The organism is Providencia sp. R33 (genome assembly GCF_019343475.1).
GTDB lineage: Bacteria > Pseudomonadota > Gammaproteobacteria > Enterobacterales > Enterobacteriaceae > Providencia.
Window position 1 is genome coordinate 3,732,382 of record NZ_CP072453.1, and the last position, 20,562, is coordinate 3,752,943.

Consider the following 20,562-nt stretch of genomic DNA (forward strand, 5'->3'; position numbering starts at 1 on the left):
GACTGCTGGTTGGATAGGTTTTGAAAAAACAAAGGAAAATCAATAAACTGATGACGTCTTTTTTGACCGCAAGAAAACAGGCAAAACGATAATACTGATTAACAAAACAAATATCGTTGCGACCATAACCGCTAAAAATGCATGGTCAAAAGCAATATTCGCCTGATTAACCAATAAACTCGCATTATCTTGAGGTAACTTTTCTGCCACTAATAACGCCTCATCAATACTGTCATAGACTTTATCACTAACCGCTATACCTTCTGGTAGAGAGAGCTTTAACGTATAAATCGCACTCATCAATCCACCCATAAATGTCACGCCAAGTACGCTACCAATTTCATAGGCAATCTCTTCGATTGAGGCTGCCATACCCGCTTTTTCATCAGGGGCATTTAACATCACCGTCGTTGACGCTGTCGTAAAAATGGCGCCCAAACCAAAACCAATCAAAAAAAGGAATGACAGTAACAAAATCCCTGTCGAGATTTGGTACACCATCGTTAAACCGACAACACCGACTAATGTACAAATAAAGCCAAAAAGGGTCAGTTTGACCTCACCAAGTTTATGCAAATACATACCCGCTAATGGTGCTGCTATCACAGAAGCCAATGGAATAGGGATGATATACAACGCGGCAACAAATGGACTATACCCTAAAACGAGCTGCAAACGCTGGCTAAGTAATAATTCAACCCCAACAATAACCACGATGGATAAAATCGCCATCATGATGCCAGCACTGAATTTCGGTTGCTTTAATAACGCAAAATCAATCATGGGCGATTCAGATGCCATCTGTCGGCGTTTGAATGCCACCAAAAAGAAAACCCCAATCGCCCCTGCAACCAGTACATTCACCCAATCAATATACGGTTTACCGAGCTCTTTTAATGCGTAGATTGAACCAATTAAGCCAACTAGCACTAGAACTGAACCTAAAATATCGATTTTTTTATGACTTTGCCCACCACATTGCGGGATCAGGTAATAAGCAAAAGGAATAACCAGTAACACGACAGGGACGTTAATCAGGAAAACTGACCCCCACCAAAAGTGGTTAAGTAAAATTCCACCAATTAAAGGGCCTATAGCTGCACCGCCTGATGCCACAGCAGACCATATACCAATCGCCAACGCCCTTTCTTTTGGGTCTAAAAAAACGTGCCTAACAATGGCAAGTGTCGCAGGCATACTCACCGCCGCACCAACAGCAAGAAAACCTCGTGATAAAATTAAACTGGTTGCAGTAGGTGAAAATGCTGCACACAAAGAAGCGATACCAAATAATGGCAGTCCCAATAAAAACATCCGCTTATGGCCGACTTTGTCACTCAACATCCCCGCAGCAGGCAATAACCCAGCGACCACCAGCGGGTACGCATTCATAATCCACAGTTTTTCGGATGATGTCGCCCCTAAATCGTGCGTTAATTTAGGTAACGCGGTATAAAGCACCGTGACATCAATAACGATAAGAAACAACACACTTGAAACTAACAGAAGCACTATCCAGCGCTTATAATCGGTCAACATAACATTCTCTCAATGAGTTTATTTGATCATCATTTATTGGTGATCGTGCTATAATATAAATCCATACGTACGTATTGAAAAGGGGTTTTCCTAAATGGGACGTCAACGAACTATCGACAGAGAAAAGCTGCTTGATGCTGTGTTATTCATCAAGGTGCAGCAGCTCTAACGATTGATGCGGTTGCGAAAGCGATGGGTATCTCCAAAGGGGGCGTTCAATACTGTTTTGGCAATAAAGACGCTTTAATCGACGCAATGTTTGAGCGATGGGGCCAGTCCTACGATACGATTTTTAATCAAGCCGTTGAACAAGATAACTCCCCAGAAGGCCAAGTTTTGGCGCATATGCAAGCCACCCACCAGCACGATAAAATCGCCATGGCAAAAGGCGCTTCATTGATGGCTTCGCTATTGCAAACCCCTGAATACCTCGAAAGCACGCGTATTTGGTATCGGGAACGCATCGCAAACCTCGACACATCAACAGAAAAAGGAAAATTAGCCCGCATGGTATTTTTAGCAACTGAAGGGGCTTTTATGTTGCGCTATATGGGGTTAATGGAAATCGATGATAGTGAATGGCAATCTATATTTAGTGATATGGAAAATTTATTAAAGTTAAACTAAAAATCTGTTTTTGATATCGAGGTAGTTCTTCATTTTATATAGTTTATAAAAATGGAGGATTACCATGAAAAGCACCCAGATAGCACCCGTTAAAAGCTCTATTTACATTCCATCAGCCCCAAAAAGTAATTGTGATTTTATCACTGATAATATCCACTCAATCGGAAATAAAAATCCAATTAAAAATTTCATCACGAATCTATTTAAAACAAAAAACACATCTATTATCAATAAAATAAAAGATAGTTTTTTATTAAAAATAGATAATATCAAATTAAAAAACACAAAAAACATCAATACATTTATTGATATATTAAAAGATAAAAATATTTATGTAGAAAATATCCTAGAGTCTACTTTTATTGATGAATGCTTAAAATCTCGTTCTGAAAATTTAAATGACCCAAATATACTTATATTAAAGGAAAAAAATTATATTGGTGATGGATCCTACGGGGTCGCTTATCATGTAGGCAACTTCGCCATAAAAATACCGACACATAGACAACACCTAATTACTCACTTTGCTAAATTAGGCCGTAGTAGACGGATCTTGGCAGATATTAATCAAAATAAAGATTTTTGCCGCGTATTAACACTAAAAAATGGCGCACAGGTTTTAATTTCAAAATTTATTGATGGGCAATCTGTTACAGGGGAAGAAGCTTATCAATTCGTTAAGTCACGCGGGAGAATCTTGCATGACTACAACGTTGATGGCAATGTAAGAAAAGACAAACAAGGAAAACTGCACTTAATTGATGCAGATTTTGCCACATTACCCATTGAAGCAAGGCGTAATTCCCTTGGTAGTAACCAACTGTATGATTTATTTCCAAAATATACTCGTGAATATTTAAAACTTAAAGTAAAAAAATAATCTAAATGAGGATTAGATAAACCCCAGTACCTTGTAGATCCTTGGGTTTTATTAGTAGTGATGATAATAATTATCAGTTAGAATTACTATTCACAACGTCAATATCCCAAAGGTTGGTGGTATGCAAAATAACCAAGTTACAACACTACTGCCAAACAGCAATTCCTTCTTTTTGCGGGGAAAAATGACCCCAGAAGCAGGGAAATGGGTCAGTGAGCCTTTATGGAAAGGGGTAAAACTCGTCTTAATGATGAATGGTGAACTTGAATGCCAGCCTGATAATAAAAATACGGTTTCGTTGTCAGGTGCATCATTATGCGTGATTGCAAACCAACACGAGCAAGAAAGCCAGCAACGCTTTTTACAAGCGGATGACGTGCGTTATGTCTCCGTGTGCTTATCTGAACACTTACTCGATTCCTTTCACATTAAACAACCCGAGTTGCTACTTGCTGCCAAAAATCAAGGGCCCCAATTACTTTCTAAACACGCAGGTAATGTCCTCACTGCGTTAGGAAATCAAATACTGAACAGCCCTCTCAATGGAGCTCTTGGGGATATGTATTTAACGGGAAAAATACTCGAGCTTTGTGCTTACTCATTTGAGCACATCCAACAAAGCCACCAATCTATTCATCACCCAAAACTTAGCAGCCATGACATAAGCAAACTCAATGAAGCCAAAGCGTTAATTCTAGCCGATTTAGCGCAACCGCCAAGTTTATACCAACTTAGTCGACTCTCAGGGCTCAACATTCGCAAACTCAATTTTGGATTTAAACAACTGTTTGGCTCTTCTATTGCGCCATTTATCCAAGAACAACGCCTCCAGTTGGCTTATCGCCTATTATCAACTGGTGCAGAACAAGTTTCGACAATTGCATGGAAAGTCGGTTATTCACCAGCACACCTTTCAACGGCTTTTCGTAAACGATTTGGCTTTTCACCTAAAACATTGTGTTAACTATTAATCAATCCAATCAATAGGATATTTATATTCACAAACAAATAGTCCGAATACCCAAAGCGACGTGAATACCGAAAAAGTGTAAATGAGATACATTCTCGTTTTATCTTTCTTGCTAGGGTTCGCGTCTCAATGAAAAATTATCCGTATTCACCTATTTATCTTACTGTTATTTCATTAATTTTTTCGTCTGCTGCCTATTCAAAAGAAAACAATCAAGCCAAACACGAGAAAATTGTCGTCACCGCCTCCCCTGTACAATCCCCAACAGGGGAAATAGAGGGTTATGTAGCGACACGCAGTACCAGCGCAACAAAAACCAATACAGCGTTAATTGAAACACCACAAGCCATCAGTGTTGTCACGCGTGACGAGATGAGTGCGCATAACGCACAGTCTGTCGGTGAAGCGCTGCGCTATACCTCTGGTGTGCTACAAACCAACGGGGCGGCATCATCGCGCTTTGATAGCTTAAATATCCGTGGCTTTAATGCATCCAGTACAGGGATGTTAAGAGATGGCTTACGCAACACCACCGCGCAAGCCTGGCCTAAAGTGGAGCCTTATGGCTTAGAGCGCGTTGATGTCATTCGTGGTCCTTCTTCCGTTTTATACGGTCAAAACTCACCGGGCGGGATTGTTAACCAAATTACTAAGCGGCCTTTGTACCAACCACTTCATGAAATCGAGGTGCAAGGGGGTAACTTTGACCGCCGACAACTACAAGGGGACTTTAGTGGCCCAATCGATGGCAGCGATAAATACTTTTATCGCCTAACAGGGCTGGTACGTAAAAGTGATACGCAAATCAAACACATCAAAGACGATAAAGTTTATATCGCCCCAGCCTTTACTTGGTTACCGAATGACAATACCACATTCACGGTATTAGCCGATTACAGCCATGATAAATTTGGTGCCCCGCGGCCTTTCTTACCGTTAAATGGCACGCTGCTTCCGAACCCTAACGGTAAAGTGAACCCCAATGTTTTCCTCGATGAGCCTGGGTTAAAAAATGACAGAACTCAAGCTTCTCTTGGTTATCAATTAGATACCGATTTTAACGAAACCTTTTCGGCTCACTCAGGTGCACGTTTTAGCCATACCGATTTAAATACCAATATTGCGCAGGGAATGAACCTTTCTCCCGATATGAAAACCTTAAACCGTGTGGCTTACCATTTTCGTATTAAAGGTGATGTTCTGAGTTTAGACAACAACTTACAGGCTAACTGGTGGGTAGATAACATCGAAATGACCTCACTTGCAGGCGTGGATTATCGTCATACCCGCGAAGACTATATTTTGATGACCGGAAAGGCGAGCTCAATCGATATTTACAACCCGAGCTACGGTGGTGATTACGGCCCTGTCAATAATATGATGTCCAACACGCTACAAACCAGCGACCAAATAGGCATTTATGCACAACAGCAAGCGAAATTTAATAACGGCGTGATCTTGGTTTTAAGCGGTAGAGAAGATTGGTCGAATAGCAAAACACGCAATCGAAAAAGTGAAACATCTACTGAACAGCGAGACAGTAAATTTACCTACCGCACCGCTGCTATGTATGTTACCGACTTTGGATTAGCTCCTTATGTAAGCTATTCCACGTCATTTAACCCGCAACTCGGGGTTAACTTTTATGGCAATAACTATAAGCCGATTACTGCCAAACAAATGGAGGCAGGGCTGAAATATCAGCCAGAAGGCAGCAATACCAACCTCACTTTAGCAGTGTTTGAGTTGAAGCAACAAAACATGCTCACCGCCGACCCTGAAAATAATTTAAATAGCTTACAAACTGGGGAAGTTCGCTCAAGAGGTGTTGAATTACAAGGGGTTTACTCACCATTTGATGGCCTAAACTTAACTGCTGCGTATACCTATAACCAATTGGAAAATACCAAAACCAATAATGCCGCAGAAAAAGGTAAGCGGCCAACTGGGTTACCAGAACACACCGCGTCAGCATGGGCAGATTACACCTTGCAAAGCGGGCAGTTACAAGGCTTAGGGCTTGGTGCGGGTGTTCGTTATACGGGATCATCACCCGTGAATAACTATGACACCATTTCGAACCCATCAAATACCCTTTTTGATGCTGCGGCACATTATGACTTAGGTGGGCTAAATGCCAACTTGAATAACTGGCGAGTTGGTGTAAACGTCAACAATATTACCAATAAACAATACTATACCAGTTGTTCAATGGGTGGATGTTCTGTTGGCTTTGATAGAACTGTGATTGCCTCATTACGGTACCGTTGGTGATCGTGATGGCTAAGCATTCTTCACGTCAATATTGGCTAAAAATCCATTTATACCTTGGTTTAGTAATCGGTTTTTTCATTGCTATTTTAGGGATTTCGGGTTCGCTGCTATTACTGAAGAAACCCTTTTTAGAATGGGAAATTGGCCAACAGGCGTTATATGCAACGCCCCATGCACAAGGGACACTGCTGTCGTCAGACATTTGGCGACAGCAAGCAAAAAATAGCTATCCGCAGCTCAATAAAGTGATGGGTGTCGCACCGCCGAACAGTGGCTTTATTCCGGCAACGAACGCGATGGTGTTTGGCTCCGTTGCCCCATCGAATAAATTGGCTATCGCCTTTATTGACCCAATCAATGCAGATGCAAAAGGGTTTGTTATTTTTGATGATTTACTCTTTGCCAAAGTGGTTTCATTACACCGTTTGCTGCTATTACCTCCTGATATAGGAAGCTGGTTGGTATTAACTTGTGGCGTGGTGTTGATCGTATCAATAGTGAGTGGTGCCCTATTATGGTGGCCAAGGAAAAATGTATTTTCCATGTTAGTACATTGGAAAAAAGGCCTAAAAAATGGGGCAAAATGGCGTCAATGGCACTATTTCTTTGCTATCTATTTTACTCTCCCACTTTTTATTATTGCCTTCAGCGGTGTGCTACTGGCTCGCCCCGATTTATTCACTTCATTAATTTCAGCCCAAGAAATCAAAGGTTTGGTTTCAACTCTCCATAGCGAAATTGGACTGGGTTTCTTTGGGCTGCTTATTGTGTTTTTTTCCGGCTTTTTATTACCCTTTCTGTATATCAGTGGCGTAGTGATTTGGTGGAAAAAACGGCGCTCTTTTGCGCTATCTGTTAACAGGATAAAACAATGAAATTATTACGTTCTTTACTCTCATTCAGTCTCTTTTCATTTTCCATCTACAGCCAAGCAGTCACCGTGACCGATATTACCGGCCGACAAGTGCAAGTTCCTGATCACGTTCAGCGCATTTTGCTGGGGGAAGGGCGGATGATTTACCCGCTTTCCATCTTAGAAAAAGAAGCTCCATTTCAACGAATCGTTGGGTGGCAAGGGGATTTTCGTGATTTAGATGTACAAGGGTATGCCGCGTACAAAGCCGTGTTTAAACACATTGATGATATTCCAACGGTTGGTGGTGGCTCAGAGGATACATTCAGTATCGAAAAGGCCTTAGCCCTGCAACCTGATTTAGTTATCTTACCGCTAACCGGAGGCCATGGCCCCGGCGCTGGCAGTGAAGCGGCTCGTTTACTAGAATCAGCCGGAATTGCGGTAATTCACGTGGATTTCAGCCAGTACCCTATTAAACACACCCAATTGAGCATGAAAATACTCGGGCAAGCGATAGGTAAAGAGGCTCAAGCCAACGAATTTAATGCCTATTACCAGCAAAAGATGGATGAAATTATTACGCGTATTCCAACCAATATAGAAACAAAAAATAAGCCAACGATTTTTGTGGATTATCTACCCGGCTTACAAGAATGCTGTGGATCACCTGGGAAAGGCAGTATGACGGATATGATTAACCTTGCTGGTGGTATCGCGATTGGTGAAAAAATCATTCCCGGGGCAATTGGCAAACTTAACCCAGAATTTATTTTGTCAAGCCAGCCCGATGTCTATGTTGCAACAGGGGTTTTCCCTGAAGGTAAAGCAGGAGTAACAGTTGGTTATTCCGCCACAGAACAAGCTGCACAATCGAGTTTAAAAGCCGTTTCGACTCGCAAGCCGATAGGTCAATTACGCGCGGTCGAACAAGGGCGAGTGCATGGTTTGTGGCATATTTTCTATGATTCACCTGAAAATATTATCGCCTTTCAATCGTTAGCAAAATGGCTACACCCAGAGTTATTTAGCGATATTGACCCAGAAGCTACCCGCAAAGAAATGTACCAACGATTTATGCCAATCCCTGCAACAGGGGTGTTTTCCTTGACGTTAAAATAACGTTTTATTTTGGTGGGTCAGTTATGGAAACCAATAGCCGACTCACCATTTCAAAATAAACGATTTACTGCGTCGAAAAAACACCTCTTTCGTCCTCAATTATTATTTGTTTTAACGGCTTATGAATTCCGCCATCATCCGTATGCAAAATAAACACAAATAAAACCTGACAAAGTACTGATTGAGGATAATCACGAGGTCGATATTTTGAATATATCTGCCACCCATTTGCAGAGTACCTTTCATGCATTCTTTTCATTGCATCAACAACAGAATTCGCTGCTTGCCCCTTATTGATTTTATTCGATTTTTTTTGGTGATAGATAAAGGCATCCGCAACCGTCTTAGCGATAATATGAAAAACCTGCCCAACAGATAAACTCTCTAATAAATTAGCAATGTTTTTTGTCGTTTTTTCACCAATTTGAAAAGAAGTAAAGCCATATTCAGACATTTCATTGTTAAGATAAAAAAAGCACTCAAATAAATTATTCTTTTTACATAATGTGATGAGTTCTTCTTTTTTTTCGTTTAAAAACTGCATATTTGATAACTTATCTTCTAACAAATCAATAATAACTGATAAGTTATCTGTTTCTGCAATAACAACCTCCCAGCACATCAACATTGTATTGAAATTAATATATTCTTCATTCATATACAATCGTTCTAAATTAGTCATTGAGCTAATAGCCAGTACACCTGCTGCATAGAGTTGTTCGATAATAAATCTGTCAAATTCATAATTTGGTGTCAGTTTTTTACACTTCTGGCTTTCAAGGTTTTCTAAATACATTAGGTCTTCATCAGCACTATGGCGTATCAGTGCAAGTAAGAAAACACTATTTTCAAAGGAAAGGTCATTGATACTTATTGCGGTTTCTTTTTTATAAAGCCTCATCATATCAATGTATTCTACCTTCTCTAACCGTTCTTTTTCATTTTCAATACGAATACAATCAATACATATATGTTCTAAATTATCTAAATGACTAAAATGACTTCTATCTTTTAATGGTTCCATTTCACCACAGGAAACGCATTTTAGCTTTAAACAATAAGCTTTACAGCTTTGAGCAACGATTGCTTTTATTTCTTTGGTTTTTAACTGTGTTTTTTCTTCTAATTTAAGCATTGAATATGAAAAGCGACTATTTTCCTCAACCTGCCAATATAATTGACACAAAGATTCATATTCTTTATTAATTACATCAATAAATATAATTTCCATATTTTATTTCCTTGTTTTTTTTCATTTTATATTAAAAAAAACAAAAAATAGAAACTATATTTCTTAGATAATAAAAAAAGCCCATTACGATAAAATAATGAGCCTTTGGCTAACGCAAAATGGTAAGAAAACCGTTGAAAACAAAATCGCCTCTTTTGATAAAACTAAGAGGGGATCACGCCCAGCAATCTAAACCAAAAATAATCCAGAGGAACTAACAAAAGGAAAGTCAGTATAAATAATATAATACATAATCTAACGCCATCCATTAATGGCACTTTGCCCATCCCCATAGCCACAACAATGGGGGATGCCTGATAAGGCAACAATGGCGTTGAATAACCAATAACCTGTATCATCAGTACGGCAATCATGGGTAACCCAGTTGCACTGGAGAGCGATTCTGCCAACGGTGTATATAATGCAGGGACACCATTAGCCGTTACGACAAAGTTTAACCCACTGGTCAGCCCAACTAAGCTACCAAAATCCACAAATGGGCTATTAGGGTCCAATGGCAATAATTTTTGAAGGTAAGTACCTACTACCATTCCGACATTGGAATAACTCACTAATGTTGCTAGGCTTAAAATTCCCGCCACATAAATACAAGTACGGATATTTACCGCTTGAACAAATTCATCATTGGTCACAAACCCCACTTTCGGCAGTAAACATAAACATGCCGCCACTAAACCAACCCATGCAGGGGAAATACCATGGGTGGTATCCGTAATCCAAAAAAGTAAGGTTATCGCCAAAAGAAGACCCAGTTTTTTCTCATTACGGCTCATCGGCGGTAATTTTTTTTGTTCAGCTATCGCCTGTAATTTGGCAGGAAATAGGAAATAAATACATAGAATGACTAGAAGACCTTTGATTAGCCCCAGAATAGGCATATGGAGAAATAGGTAGTTTAGATAAGATAGCTTTATCACGTAGGTGGTTTCTATTGCACCAGCCATCACTAAATTCGGTACGTTAGCAGGTAATATCGTGGCTGAAAGTTGGAATGTACCAAACCCGACGGCTAACGCTAACCCTATACGCCCTCGGCTGCCACTTTCTAATCCGACTTTATCCGCAATCGCCATCACAATAGGCATCAATAGTGCAATCCGTCCCATGTTCGATGGCATAATAAAAGCCAACCCATAAGCGAGGATCACCACTCCGATAATTAATTTCAACCATGAATTTGTAAATCGCCCTGAGATATGTTGAGCAATACGCTCCGCCAGCCCAACTTTATTAATCGCAAAACCAAGGATAAAGCCGCTTAACACAAGCCAAAAAGCTTCTGAAGTGAATCCTGAAAAAATCACATTAGTCGGCGCTAAATGCAAACATGCTGCCGCGGCTAGAAACAGTAATGCCACCAAATATTCAGGGAGTTTCCCTGTCGCCCAAAAACCGATTGTGATTGCAATGACTATCGCACTAACCCATTCTATCTCTGCCATCTAGCTCGCCTTATATTGGTTTTTATTATCGTTTAAAGCCGCATTAAAAAATTAAGTATACGTGAAATTAATCGCAAACAGATGCATACATAAGCAACGAAAAACCATCTATTTGTTATAGTTCAAAAAAGTAATTGATACACATTAAATTTTCAGTTTTATTTGAACGTGCAGGATAAGTGTGAAAAAAGAACAGCAAATTGTGTTTAATCAGTACAACCCAATGAAATTCAATGGTAAATGACTATTTTTAATACGTTCGTGGAGAATAACGCGTCGCCCCTTAAAAAGATCCCCTCGAAAGTAACCCGTTATATTGACTGTCTTATTGATAATAAAAAGCCGGTATAACTTAATTAATCTCAGTTATACCGGCTGCAATTCTAAATCTCTGGATACTGATTACTCAACCGTCACGGACTTCGCTAAGTTACGTGGTTGGTCAACATCAGTCCCTTTGATCAATGCAACATGGTAAGACAACAGTTGCAGGGGAACAGTGTAGAAAATTGGTGCAATCAACTCTTCAACATGTGGCAGAGAAACTATTTTCATGTTTTCGCTTGCGACAAAACCTGCGTCTTGATCTGCAAACACATACAGTAAGCCACCACGTGCGCGCACTTCTTCAATATTGGATTTCAGTTTTTCCAATAACTCATTGTTAGGTGCGATGATGATAACTGGCATATCAGCGTCAATTAACGCTAATGGGCCGTGTTTTAATTCACCCGCGGCATAAGCTTCAGCGTGAATGTATGAAATTTCTTTTAATTTCAATGCCCCTTCAACTGCGATAGGGAATTGATCGCCACGGCCTAAGAACAAGGCATGGTGCTTGTCAGAGAAATCTTCAGCTAATGCTTCAATGACTTTATCTTGCGACAGCATGCTTTCAATACGTGCAGGAAGCGCATGTAACGCATGAGAAATACGTTCTTCTAACTCAGGGTTTGCACCTTTTAAGCGGCCCATGTACGCCACTAACATCAGCAATACAGTTAATTGGGTAGTGAATGCTTTGGTTGATGCCACACCAATTTCTGCACCCGCCTTTGTCATCAATGCAAATTCAGATTCACGTACCAGAGAAGAACCTGCAACGTTACAAACTGCTAACGAGGTCAGGTAGCCTAACTCTTTTGATAAACGCAGCGCTGCCAGTGTGTCTGCTGTTTCACCTGACTGAGAAAGGGTGATCATCAAGCTATTTTTACGGTGTGCTGGATTACGGTAACGATACTCAGAGGCAATTTCCACATCGCATGGAATACCCGCTAAGGATTCAAACCAGTAACGAGCGACCATCCCTGCGTTGTAAGAGGTTCCGCAAGCAACGATTTGGATATGTTCAACTTGGGAAAGAATTTCGTTCGCTTTCGGGCCTAACTCGCTTAAATCGATACCGTTGTCTTTATCAAAACGCCCTTCAAGGGTGTTTTTAATGGCCATCGGCTGTTCGTAAATTTCTTTTTGCATGTAATGGCGATACACACCTTTATCACCTGCATCATATTGAACATTCGATTCAATTTGTTCGCGCTCAACTGGGGCACCGCTGTTATCAAAGATACGAACAGTACGGCGAGTGACTTCAGCAACATCCCCTTCTTCAAGGTAGATGAAACGACGAGTCACAGGTAACAATGCCAGTTGGTCAGACGCTAAGAAGTTTTCGCCGACACCCAAGCCGATAACCAATGGGCTACCAGAGCGTGCTGCGACTAATAATTCAGGAATACGGCTATCCATAATCACGGTACCGTAAGCGCCGCGCAATTGTGGAATAACACGTTGAACCACTTCCACCAGCGTGCCACCTTTTTGTTGTTCATGATGAACAAGGTGTGCAATCACTTCAGTGTCAGTTTCTGAACTAAAGACATAACCAAGCTTTTTCAGTTCGTCTTTGAGTTCTAAATAGTTTTCAATAATACCGTTGTGAACAACCGCAATATAACCCGATGTATGCGGGTGAGCATTACGTTCACTTGGCACACCATGAGTCGCCCAGCGGGTATGTGCAATTCCCGTTCCACCAGAAACTGGGGTTTTCTCTGCTTCTTCCGCCAGCATTTGCACTTTGCCCACTTCACGTAAGCGTTGCAAATGACCTTCGTGATCAACTACTGCCATACCAGCAGAGTCATAACCACGATATTCAAGACGACGAAGACCTTCTAACAGAATTTCTGCGATATCACGTTGTGCAACAGCACCTACAATTCCACACATATTTTATTAATTCCTAGACAAAAGGTTTCTTTAGAAACCTCTATTTGTCGTAACCTAATTGTTTTTCAGCTTTCGCTGCTCCCCAGCCTTGTAGAAAATGGGGAGATATTTTTATGCCACCTTTGGTAGCTATTTTATAATTTACTGCTTTTTATATTCAAAGGGGCAATAGGCCCCTTATCAAAATTCACTTATTTTTTCTTGACCGGGCGCTGCCAGTTTTTAATGTGCATTTGCTTAACACGGCTAACGACTAATTCGTCTTCGTTAACATCACGTGTAACTGTCGTGCCTGCGCCAATAGTTGCACCTTTTGCCACAGAAACTGGCGCGACTAACTGAGTATCCGAGCCCACAAAAACATCATCACCGATAATGGTTTTATGCTTATTCGCACCATCATAGTTACAAGTGATGGTCCCTGCGCCGATATTCACGTTATCGCCAATTTGCGCATCGCCAAGGTAACTTAAATGCCCCGCTTTTGAACCTAAACCTAAAGAGGCATTTTTCATTTCAACGAAATTACCCACATGCGCTTTAGCCGCTAATTTAGCACCCGGACGCAAACGAGCAAAAGGACCAACCGTACATTCTGATGATAATTCAGAGTTTTCTATGACTGAATATGGGCTAATAATTGAGTTATCACCAATAACGCAATCCCTTAAGATACAGCCAGATTGTATTTGTACGTTGTTACCCAGCGTCACATTCCCTTCGATAATGACATTGGTATCGATAATAATGTCACGTCCATGGGTTAAGGTACCGCGAATATCAAAACGCTCTGGGTCGATTAGCATCACACCCGCCAACAACAGTTTTTCTGCTTGTTCTTTCTGGTAAACACGCTCAAGCGCAGCCAGTTGCAGACGGTTGTTAACCCCTTCCATCTCGCTTAAACGGCTTGGGTGAACGGTTGCTACCTTATTACCTTCTTTATGAGCAAGGGCGATAATATCCGTGATGTAATATTCACCTTGCGCATTATCGTTGTTCAGCTGAGCCAACCAACGTTTGAAATCTTTACCGCTTGCAACCATGATCCCAGTGTTAATCTCTTGGATTTTACGCTGCTCTTCAGTCGCATCTTTTTGTTCAATAATACCGACGACTTCATTATTTTCGCGAATAATACGACCATAACCCGTTGGGTTATCTAAAATCACAGTCAGTAAGCCAATCCCACCTTGGGGTTTAACTTCAATCAGGCGGTCTAACGTATCTTTAGCAATCAGAGGTACATCACCGTACAACATGACAATATCTTCATCGTCTTGGAAGCTTGGTGCCGCCTGTTGCATTGCATGGCCTGTACCGAGTTGCTCTGCTTGCAGAACCCAATTTAAATTCTGCTCACCCAGTTTTTCTTTCAGTAAATCACCGCCATGCCCGTATACCAGATGGATATCTGATGCACCGATTGATTTTGCAGTATCAATTACGTGCTGAACCATTGGTTTGCCCGCAAGTAAATGCAAAACTTTAGGCAAATCTGAATACATCCGTGTGCCTTTACCGGCAGCTAAAATTACGACACTTTTTCTTTGCACAGTCATTTTTCCTGAAACTCCAACTTTGGGATGAAAGTAAACCTATTTCCTATTTAAAATACTACATATTTCGCTCAAATAAAAAAGCCAGTTAGGATTAACCAACTGGCTTTTTTTACTATACCGCTATCATTACATTAGCTTTTTAGTTAACTCGATGACTCGAAGTTTCGCTATTGCTTTTGCAAGTTCTGCCGATGCCTGAGCATAATCAACATCGCCGTGTGCTTTACGGACGTGTTCTTCCGCTTTGCGTTTAGATTCCACTGCACGAGCTTCATCTAAATCTTTACCACGGATCGCTGTATCAGCGAGTACGATAACACCGTTTGGCTGCACTTCTAAAATACCGCCAGAGAGGTAAATTAGTTCTTCTTCACCAAACTGCTTGGTAATACGTACCATGCCCGGTTTTATGGCAGTCAGCAGCGGGGTATGCTGCGGGTAAATCCCCAGCTCACCTTCACTACCTGTCACCTGAATTTTCTGTACTAGGCCTTCAAACATTTGTTTTTCAGCACTCACTACAGTCAGGTGGTATGTCATTGCAGCTACCATATCAACCTCCTGTCAGCTGGATTAAAGCTTTTTCGCTTTTTCCACAGCTTCTTCAATGGTACCAACCATATAGAACGCTTGTTCTGGCAGGTGGTCGTAATCACCGTTCAGGATACCGCCGAAGCCACGGATAGTGTCTTTCAGGGAAACGAACTTACCTGGTGAACCGGTAAATACTTCAGCAACGAAGAATGGTTGAGACAGGAAGCGCTGGATCTTACGAGCACGAGCAACAACCAGTTTGTCTTCTTCAGACAGTTCATCCATACCCAGAATTGCAATGATATCTTTCAGTTCTTGGTAACGTTGCAGAATAGACTGAACGCCACGTGCAACATCATAGTGCTCTTGACCAACGACGAGTGGGTCTAACTGACGGCTAGTAGAATCCAGAGGGTCAACCGCTGGGTAGATACCCAGAGATGCGATTTGACGGCTCAGAACTACCGTTGCGTCTAAGTGAGCAAAGGTTGTTGCTGGTGATGGGTCAGTCAAGTCATCCGCAGGAACGTAAACCGCTTGTACGGAAGTGATAGAACCCGTTTGAGTTGAGGTAATACGTTCTTGCAGAACACCCATCTCTTCCGCCAGCGTTGGCTGATAACCTACCGCTGATGGCATACGACCTAACAGTGCTGATACTTCAGTACCTGCTAAGGTGTAACGATAAATGTTGTCAACGAACAGCAGTACGTCACGACCTTCGTCACGGAATTTCTCAGCCATAGTCAGACCAGTCAACGCAACGCGCAGACGGTTTCCTGGTGGCTCATTCATCTGGCCATAAACCAGTGATACTTTATCCAGAACGTTTGAGTCGGTCATTTCATGATAGAAGTCGTTCCCTTCACGAGTACGCTCACCAACACCCGCGAACACTGAGTAACCTGAGTGCTCAATCGCGATGTTACGGATCAGTTCCATCATGTTTACTGTTTTACCAACACCCGCACCACCGAACAGACCAACTTTACCACCTTTCGCGAATGGACAGATTAAGTCCATTACTTTGATACCGGTTTCCAGCAGTTCTGTTGAGTTAGCTAACTCTTCGTAGCTTGGTGCAGCACGGTGAATTGACCAGCGCTCTTCTTCGCCGATATCACCTTTCATATCAATAGGTTCACCCAGAACGTTCATGATACGTCCTAGAGTTGCTTTACCTACTGGTACTTCGATTGGGTGATCTAAGTTAACAACACTTAAACCACGGCTTAGGCCGTCTGATGTACCCATTGCGATACAACGAACAACACCACCGCCTAGCTGTTGCTGAACTTCCAGCACCAGTTTGTCTTTACCGTTCATAACCTCAAGAGCGTCATACACTTTTGGTACGCTATCTTGAGGGAACTCGACGTCCACAACGGCGCCGATTACCTGGATAATCTTTCCAGTAGCCATCTTGAATCCTCTACGTAATTCGTAAACCTAGCTGTTAAACCGCGGAAGCGCCCGAAACAATTTCGGTAAGCTCCTGAGTAATGCTGGCCTGACGAGCTTTGTTGTAAACCAACTGCAACTCTTTGATCAGGTTTCCACCATTATCAGTAGCGGCTTTCATCGCTACCATTCGTGCGGCCTGCTCACTAGCCAGGTTTTCAACGACGCCCTGATAAACCTGCGACTCGATATAACGACGTAGCAGGGTATCCAGCAACGCCTTAGGATCGGGTTCGTATATATAATCCCAAGATTTCTTCTTCAGTGTTTCATCATTGCTTGCAGGCAATGGTAATAATTGAAGAATAGTTGGCTCCTGAGACATTGTATTGATGAACTTGTTAGTCACCACATACAGTTTATCCAAACGCCCTTCATCATAGGCTTGTAGCATAGTGTTAACTGGACCAATCAAATCCGAAAGCGTTGGGTTATCCCCCATTCCGGTAACTTGTGTCACGACATTACCGCCCACAGAGCCGAAGAATGATACCGCTTTAGAACCGATTAAAGCCAAATCAACCTGAACATTTTTCTCAGACCATGATTTCATATCTGCGAGCAGTTTTTTGAACAAGTTAATGTTCAAACCACCACACAGACCACGGTCTGTTGAAACAACCAAATACCCAACGCGCTTAACTTCACGCTCTTCAAGATATGGATGTTTGTATTCCAGATTACCTAACGCTAGGTGACCAATAACACTGCGCATGGTCTCCGCATAAGGACGGCTAGCCGCCATGCGTTCTTGCGATTTACGCATTTTGGACGCAGCGACCATTTCCATCGCTTTAGTGATCTTCTGCGTGTTTTGCACGCTGGCAATCTTGGAACGTATCTCTTTTGCGCCGGCCATTACAGCTTCTCCTTATTAACCAGACGGCCCTAAAAATTCGGGCCGAATAGTATTACCAGGACTGAGTTGCTTTAAATGATTCGAGCAGTTTTTTCAACTTGCCTTCGATATCATCGTTATAGTTACCAGCCTGGCCGATTTCGTTCATAAGGTCAGCATGCTCACGCAGGGCAAAAGAAACTAATGCAGCTTCGAATGCACCAATTTTCGCTAACTCAACATCATCCAAGAATCCACGTTCTGCCGCGAACAGAGACAGTGACTGCTCTGCTACTGACATCGGTGCATACTGTTTCTGTTTCAGCAATTCAGTTACTTTCTGACCATGACTTAACTGTTTACGAGTCGCGTCATCGAGGTCGGAAGCAAACTGAGCAAATGCTGCAAGTTCACGATACTGAGCAAGTGCTGTACGAATACCACCAGACAGTTTCTTAATGATTTTAGTCTGAGCAGCACCACCAACACGAGATACTGAAATACCAGGGTTAACCGCTGGACGGATACCAGAGTTAAACAAGTTAGATTCCAGGAAGATCTGACCATCTGTAATCGAGATTACGTTAGTCGGTACGAATGCAGAAACGTCACCGCCTTGGGTTTCAATGATAGGCAGAGCCGTCAATGAACCAGTTTGGCCTTTAACTTCACCTTTAGTAAAGTTTTCAACGTATTCAGCGTTAACACGAGCTGCACGCTCAAGTAAACGTGAATGCAGATAAAAAACGTCACCTGGGTAAGCTTCACGTCCTGGTGGACGACGCAGCAACAGTGAAATTTGACGGTATGCAACAGCCTGTTTAGACAGGTCATCGTAAACGATCAGCGCATCTTCACCGCGGTCACGGAAATATTCACCCATTGCGCATCCAGAGTATGCAGCAAGGTATTGCAGAGCAGCTGATTCAGATGCCGTTGCAACAACAACAATGGTATTTTCCAGTGCGCCGTGTTCTTCCAGTTTACGAACTACGTTAGAAATAGTAGATGCTTTCTGACCGATAGCAACGTAAACACATTTGATGCCAGAATCACGCTGATTAATAATTGCATCGATCGCTAGAGCAGTTTTACCTGTCTGACGGTCACCGATGATAAGCTCACGCTGACCACGGCCGATTGGAATCATCGCATCGACTGATTTATAACCAGTCTGTACAGGTTGATCAACTGATTGACGTTCAATAACACCTGGAGCAATAACTTCAATTGGAGAGAAGCCATCGTTCTCAACAGGGCCTTTACCATCAATTGGTTGACCCAGTGTATTCACAACACGTCCTAACAGGCCACGGCCTACTGGGACTTCAAGAATACGACCAGTACATTTAACTTTCATGCCCTCTGCCAAGTCGGCATAAGGACCCATAACAACCGCACCAACAGAGTCTCGCTCCAAGTTCAGTGCGATAGCGTAACGGTTGCCAGGCAGTGCGATCATTTCACCCTGCATGACTTCGGCTAAACCGTGAATACGAATGATACCGTCGTTAACGGATACAATCGTACCTTCATTGTGAGCTTCACTCACAACATCAAACTGAGCAATACGCTGTTTGATCAGTTCGCTGATTTCGGTGGAATTCAGTTGCATATGCTCCAGTTCCCTTAAGACTGCAAGACGTCAGTTAAACGCTCTAAGCGACCGCGGACACTCCCGTCAATAACGAGGTCTCCAGCACGAATGATCACTCCAGCAATAACAGACTTATCAATTTTGCAATTCAGCTTAACTTTGCGTGACAGACGTTTTTCCATCGCTGCAGAAATTTTAGCTGACTGCTGTTCACTCAGTTCGTTAGCAGAAATGACATCAACCTCGATGGTTGATTCCAGAGCATCGCGCAATTGAATAAATTGAGCTAATACTTCTGGTAGCGTTGTTAAACGCCCATTATCTGCCATAACACGAATCAGATTCTGAACATGCTCGTCAATTTCATCTCCACAAACAGAGATAAACGTTTTAGCTAATGTTTCTGGTGCAATAGAACCAGAAAGCAGCTCACCAACCTGTTCGTTGCGCGTCACCAATGAGGTGAAGGCCAGCATATTCTGCCATTTTTCGACAGATTGGTTTTCCACAGCAAAGTCAAAAGCTGCTTTGGCGTAGGGGCGAGCTACAGTAGCGATTTCAGACATGCCCCTCCCTCCTTACAGTTCAGCGACTAGTTTATCAACGATGTCGCTGTTAGCAGCTTCATCCACGGAACGTTCGATAATCTTCTCGGCACCTGCAATAGCAAGCATCGCAACCTGTTTACGTAACTCTTCACGTGCACGTTTACGCTCAGCATCAATTTCAGCTTGCGCTTGCGCGACGATTTTTGCACGTTCTGCTTCCGCTTCTGCTTTTGCTTCATCAATCATTTGAACACGCTGTTTATTTGCTTGTTCAATGATGACTTGTGCTTCAGCTTTCGCTTTTTTCAGTCGGTCGGTTGCGTCGGTTTGCGCCAGTTCCAGGTTCTTTTTAGCACGTTCTGCAGAAGATAAACCGTCAGCAATTTCTTTTTGACGTTTTTCAATGGCCGCCATAATCGGTGGCCATACATACTTCATACAGAACCAAACAAACAGGACAAACGCGATAGCCTGGCCGAGGATTGTTGCATTTAGATTCACAGACAATACCTCTTATTCATTAGTGAATTAATGTTCTTACAGTGTTCCGTAACGTTAATTAGGCAACAGCGAACATTACATACAAGCCCAGACCAACAGCAATCATCGGAATAGCATCGACCAGACCCATTACGATAAAGAACTGTGTACGCAGCAGAGGAATTAAATCTGGCTGACGAGCAGCACCTTCTAAAAATTTACCACCTAGGATGCCGATACCGATCGCAGCACCGATCGCCGCTAAGCCCATCATCACAGCGGCAGCCATGTACAGCAGATCCATACTCAGGTTTTCCATGACAGTCTCCAGTTTGTTTCAGTTAATAC

Annotated in this window: 17 protein-coding genes and 1 pseudogene; 6 read left to right on the plus strand and 12 right to left on the minus strand. The window is 42.2% G+C overall.

Translation table 11 applies throughout. The features are described from left to right. Window positions 1-39: 39 nt before the first annotated feature. Window positions 40-1,539 (minus strand): MFS transporter, encoded by a 1,500-nt coding sequence (locus J6836_RS17555; protein ID WP_219245188.1) that lies wholly within the window; start codon window positions 1,537-1,539, stop codon window positions 40-42. Window positions 1,540-1,633: 94 nt separating this feature from the next. Here J6836_RS17555 and J6836_RS17560 point away from each other — a divergent pair. From J6836_RS17560 to J6836_RS17585, 6 genes and pseudogenes are all read left to right on the plus strand, one after another. Further along, window positions 1,634-2,166 (plus strand): annotated as a pseudogene (locus J6836_RS17560) (TetR/AcrR family transcriptional regulator). A 64-nt stretch (window positions 2,167-2,230) separates the two neighbouring features. Beyond that, window positions 2,231-3,046 (plus strand): hypothetical protein, encoded by an 816-nt coding sequence (locus J6836_RS17565; RefSeq protein WP_219245189.1) that lies wholly within the window; start codon window positions 2,231-2,233, stop codon window positions 3,044-3,046. A gap of 121 nt (window positions 3,047-3,167) precedes the next feature. Continuing rightward, a complete protein-coding gene (locus tag J6836_RS17570; RefSeq protein WP_219245190.1) occupies window positions 3,168-4,010 on the plus strand; it encodes a helix-turn-helix domain-containing protein in 843 nt (280 codons plus the stop codon). A 135-nt stretch (window positions 4,011-4,145) separates the two neighbouring features. Then, the gene (locus J6836_RS17575; protein WP_219245191.1) at window positions 4,146-6,290 is read left to right on the plus strand and encodes a TonB-dependent siderophore receptor; all 2,145 of its coding nucleotides are present in this window, start codon (window positions 4,146-4,148) and stop codon (window positions 6,288-6,290) included. A 5-nt stretch (window positions 6,291-6,295) separates the two neighbouring features. After that, a complete protein-coding gene (locus J6836_RS23225) occupies window positions 6,296-7,165 on the plus strand; it encodes a PepSY-associated TM helix domain-containing protein (RefSeq protein ID WP_219245192.1) in 870 nt (289 codons plus the stop codon). Beyond that, window positions 7,162-8,265 carry an ABC transporter substrate-binding protein gene (locus J6836_RS17585; protein ID WP_219245193.1) on the plus strand — a complete coding sequence of 368 codons (1,104 nt, stop codon included), beginning with the start codon at window positions 7,162-7,164 and terminating at the stop codon, window positions 8,263-8,265. Before J6836_RS23225 ends, J6836_RS17585 begins: the two co-directional genes overlap by 4 nt. A gap of 64 nt (window positions 8,266-8,329) precedes the next feature. On the opposite strand, the gene J6836_RS17590 is transcribed toward J6836_RS17585, so the two are convergent. The 11 genes from J6836_RS17590 to atpE form a co-directional block, all read right to left on the minus strand. Further along, on the minus strand, window positions 8,330-9,496 hold the full coding sequence (locus J6836_RS17590; protein WP_219245194.1) for a hypothetical protein: 1,167 nt from the start codon (window positions 9,494-9,496) through the stop codon (window positions 8,330-8,332). Between the two features lie 164 nt (window positions 9,497-9,660). Then, complete coding sequence (locus J6836_RS17595) at window positions 9,661-10,959, minus strand: SLC13 family permease (protein ID WP_219245195.1); 1,299 nt, start codon at window positions 10,957-10,959, stop codon at window positions 9,661-9,663. 402 nt (window positions 10,960-11,361) lie between these two features. After that, a complete protein-coding gene (gene glmS, locus J6836_RS17600) occupies window positions 11,362-13,194 on the minus strand; it encodes a glutamine--fructose-6-phosphate transaminase (isomerizing) (RefSeq protein WP_219245196.1) in 1,833 nt (610 codons plus the stop codon). A 191-nt stretch (window positions 13,195-13,385) separates the two neighbouring features. Beyond that, window positions 13,386-14,756: a bifunctional UDP-N-acetylglucosamine diphosphorylase/glucosamine-1-phosphate N-acetyltransferase GlmU gene (gene glmU, locus J6836_RS17605; RefSeq protein WP_219245197.1), complete on the minus strand. Its 1,371-nt coding sequence runs from the start codon at window positions 14,754-14,756 to the stop codon at window positions 13,386-13,388. A gap of 126 nt (window positions 14,757-14,882) precedes the next feature. Then, window positions 14,883-15,308 (minus strand): F0F1 ATP synthase subunit epsilon, encoded by a 426-nt coding sequence (locus J6836_RS17610; RefSeq protein ID WP_042846797.1) that lies wholly within the window; start codon window positions 15,306-15,308, stop codon window positions 14,883-14,885. Window positions 15,309-15,329: 21 nt separating this feature from the next. Next, window positions 15,330-16,712, minus strand: coding sequence for a F0F1 ATP synthase subunit beta (atpD, locus tag J6836_RS17615; RefSeq protein WP_219245198.1), 1,383 nt, complete (start codon window positions 16,710-16,712; stop codon window positions 15,330-15,332). A 34-nt stretch (window positions 16,713-16,746) separates the two neighbouring features. After that, window positions 16,747-17,610 (minus strand): F0F1 ATP synthase subunit gamma, encoded by an 864-nt coding sequence (gene atpG, locus J6836_RS17620; RefSeq protein ID WP_219245199.1) that lies wholly within the window; start codon window positions 17,608-17,610, stop codon window positions 16,747-16,749. Between the two features lie 52 nt (window positions 17,611-17,662). Beyond that, the gene (gene atpA, locus J6836_RS17625; RefSeq protein WP_219245200.1) at window positions 17,663-19,204 is read right to left on the minus strand and encodes a F0F1 ATP synthase subunit alpha; all 1,542 of its coding nucleotides are present in this window, start codon (window positions 19,202-19,204) and stop codon (window positions 17,663-17,665) included. Window positions 19,205-19,218: 14 nt separating this feature from the next. Further along, window positions 19,219-19,752 carry a F0F1 ATP synthase subunit delta gene (gene atpH, locus J6836_RS17630; protein WP_219245201.1) on the minus strand — a complete coding sequence of 178 codons (534 nt, stop codon included), beginning with the start codon at window positions 19,750-19,752 and terminating at the stop codon, window positions 19,219-19,221. A 12-nt stretch (window positions 19,753-19,764) separates the two neighbouring features. After that, complete coding sequence (gene atpF / locus J6836_RS17635) at window positions 19,765-20,235, minus strand: F0F1 ATP synthase subunit B (RefSeq protein ID WP_004906301.1); 471 nt, start codon at window positions 20,233-20,235, stop codon at window positions 19,765-19,767. A 58-nt stretch (window positions 20,236-20,293) separates the two neighbouring features. Further along, window positions 20,294-20,533: a F0F1 ATP synthase subunit C gene (gene atpE, locus J6836_RS17640; protein WP_004093904.1), complete on the minus strand. Its 240-nt coding sequence runs from the start codon at window positions 20,531-20,533 to the stop codon at window positions 20,294-20,296. Window positions 20,534-20,562: the final 29 nt, after the last annotated feature.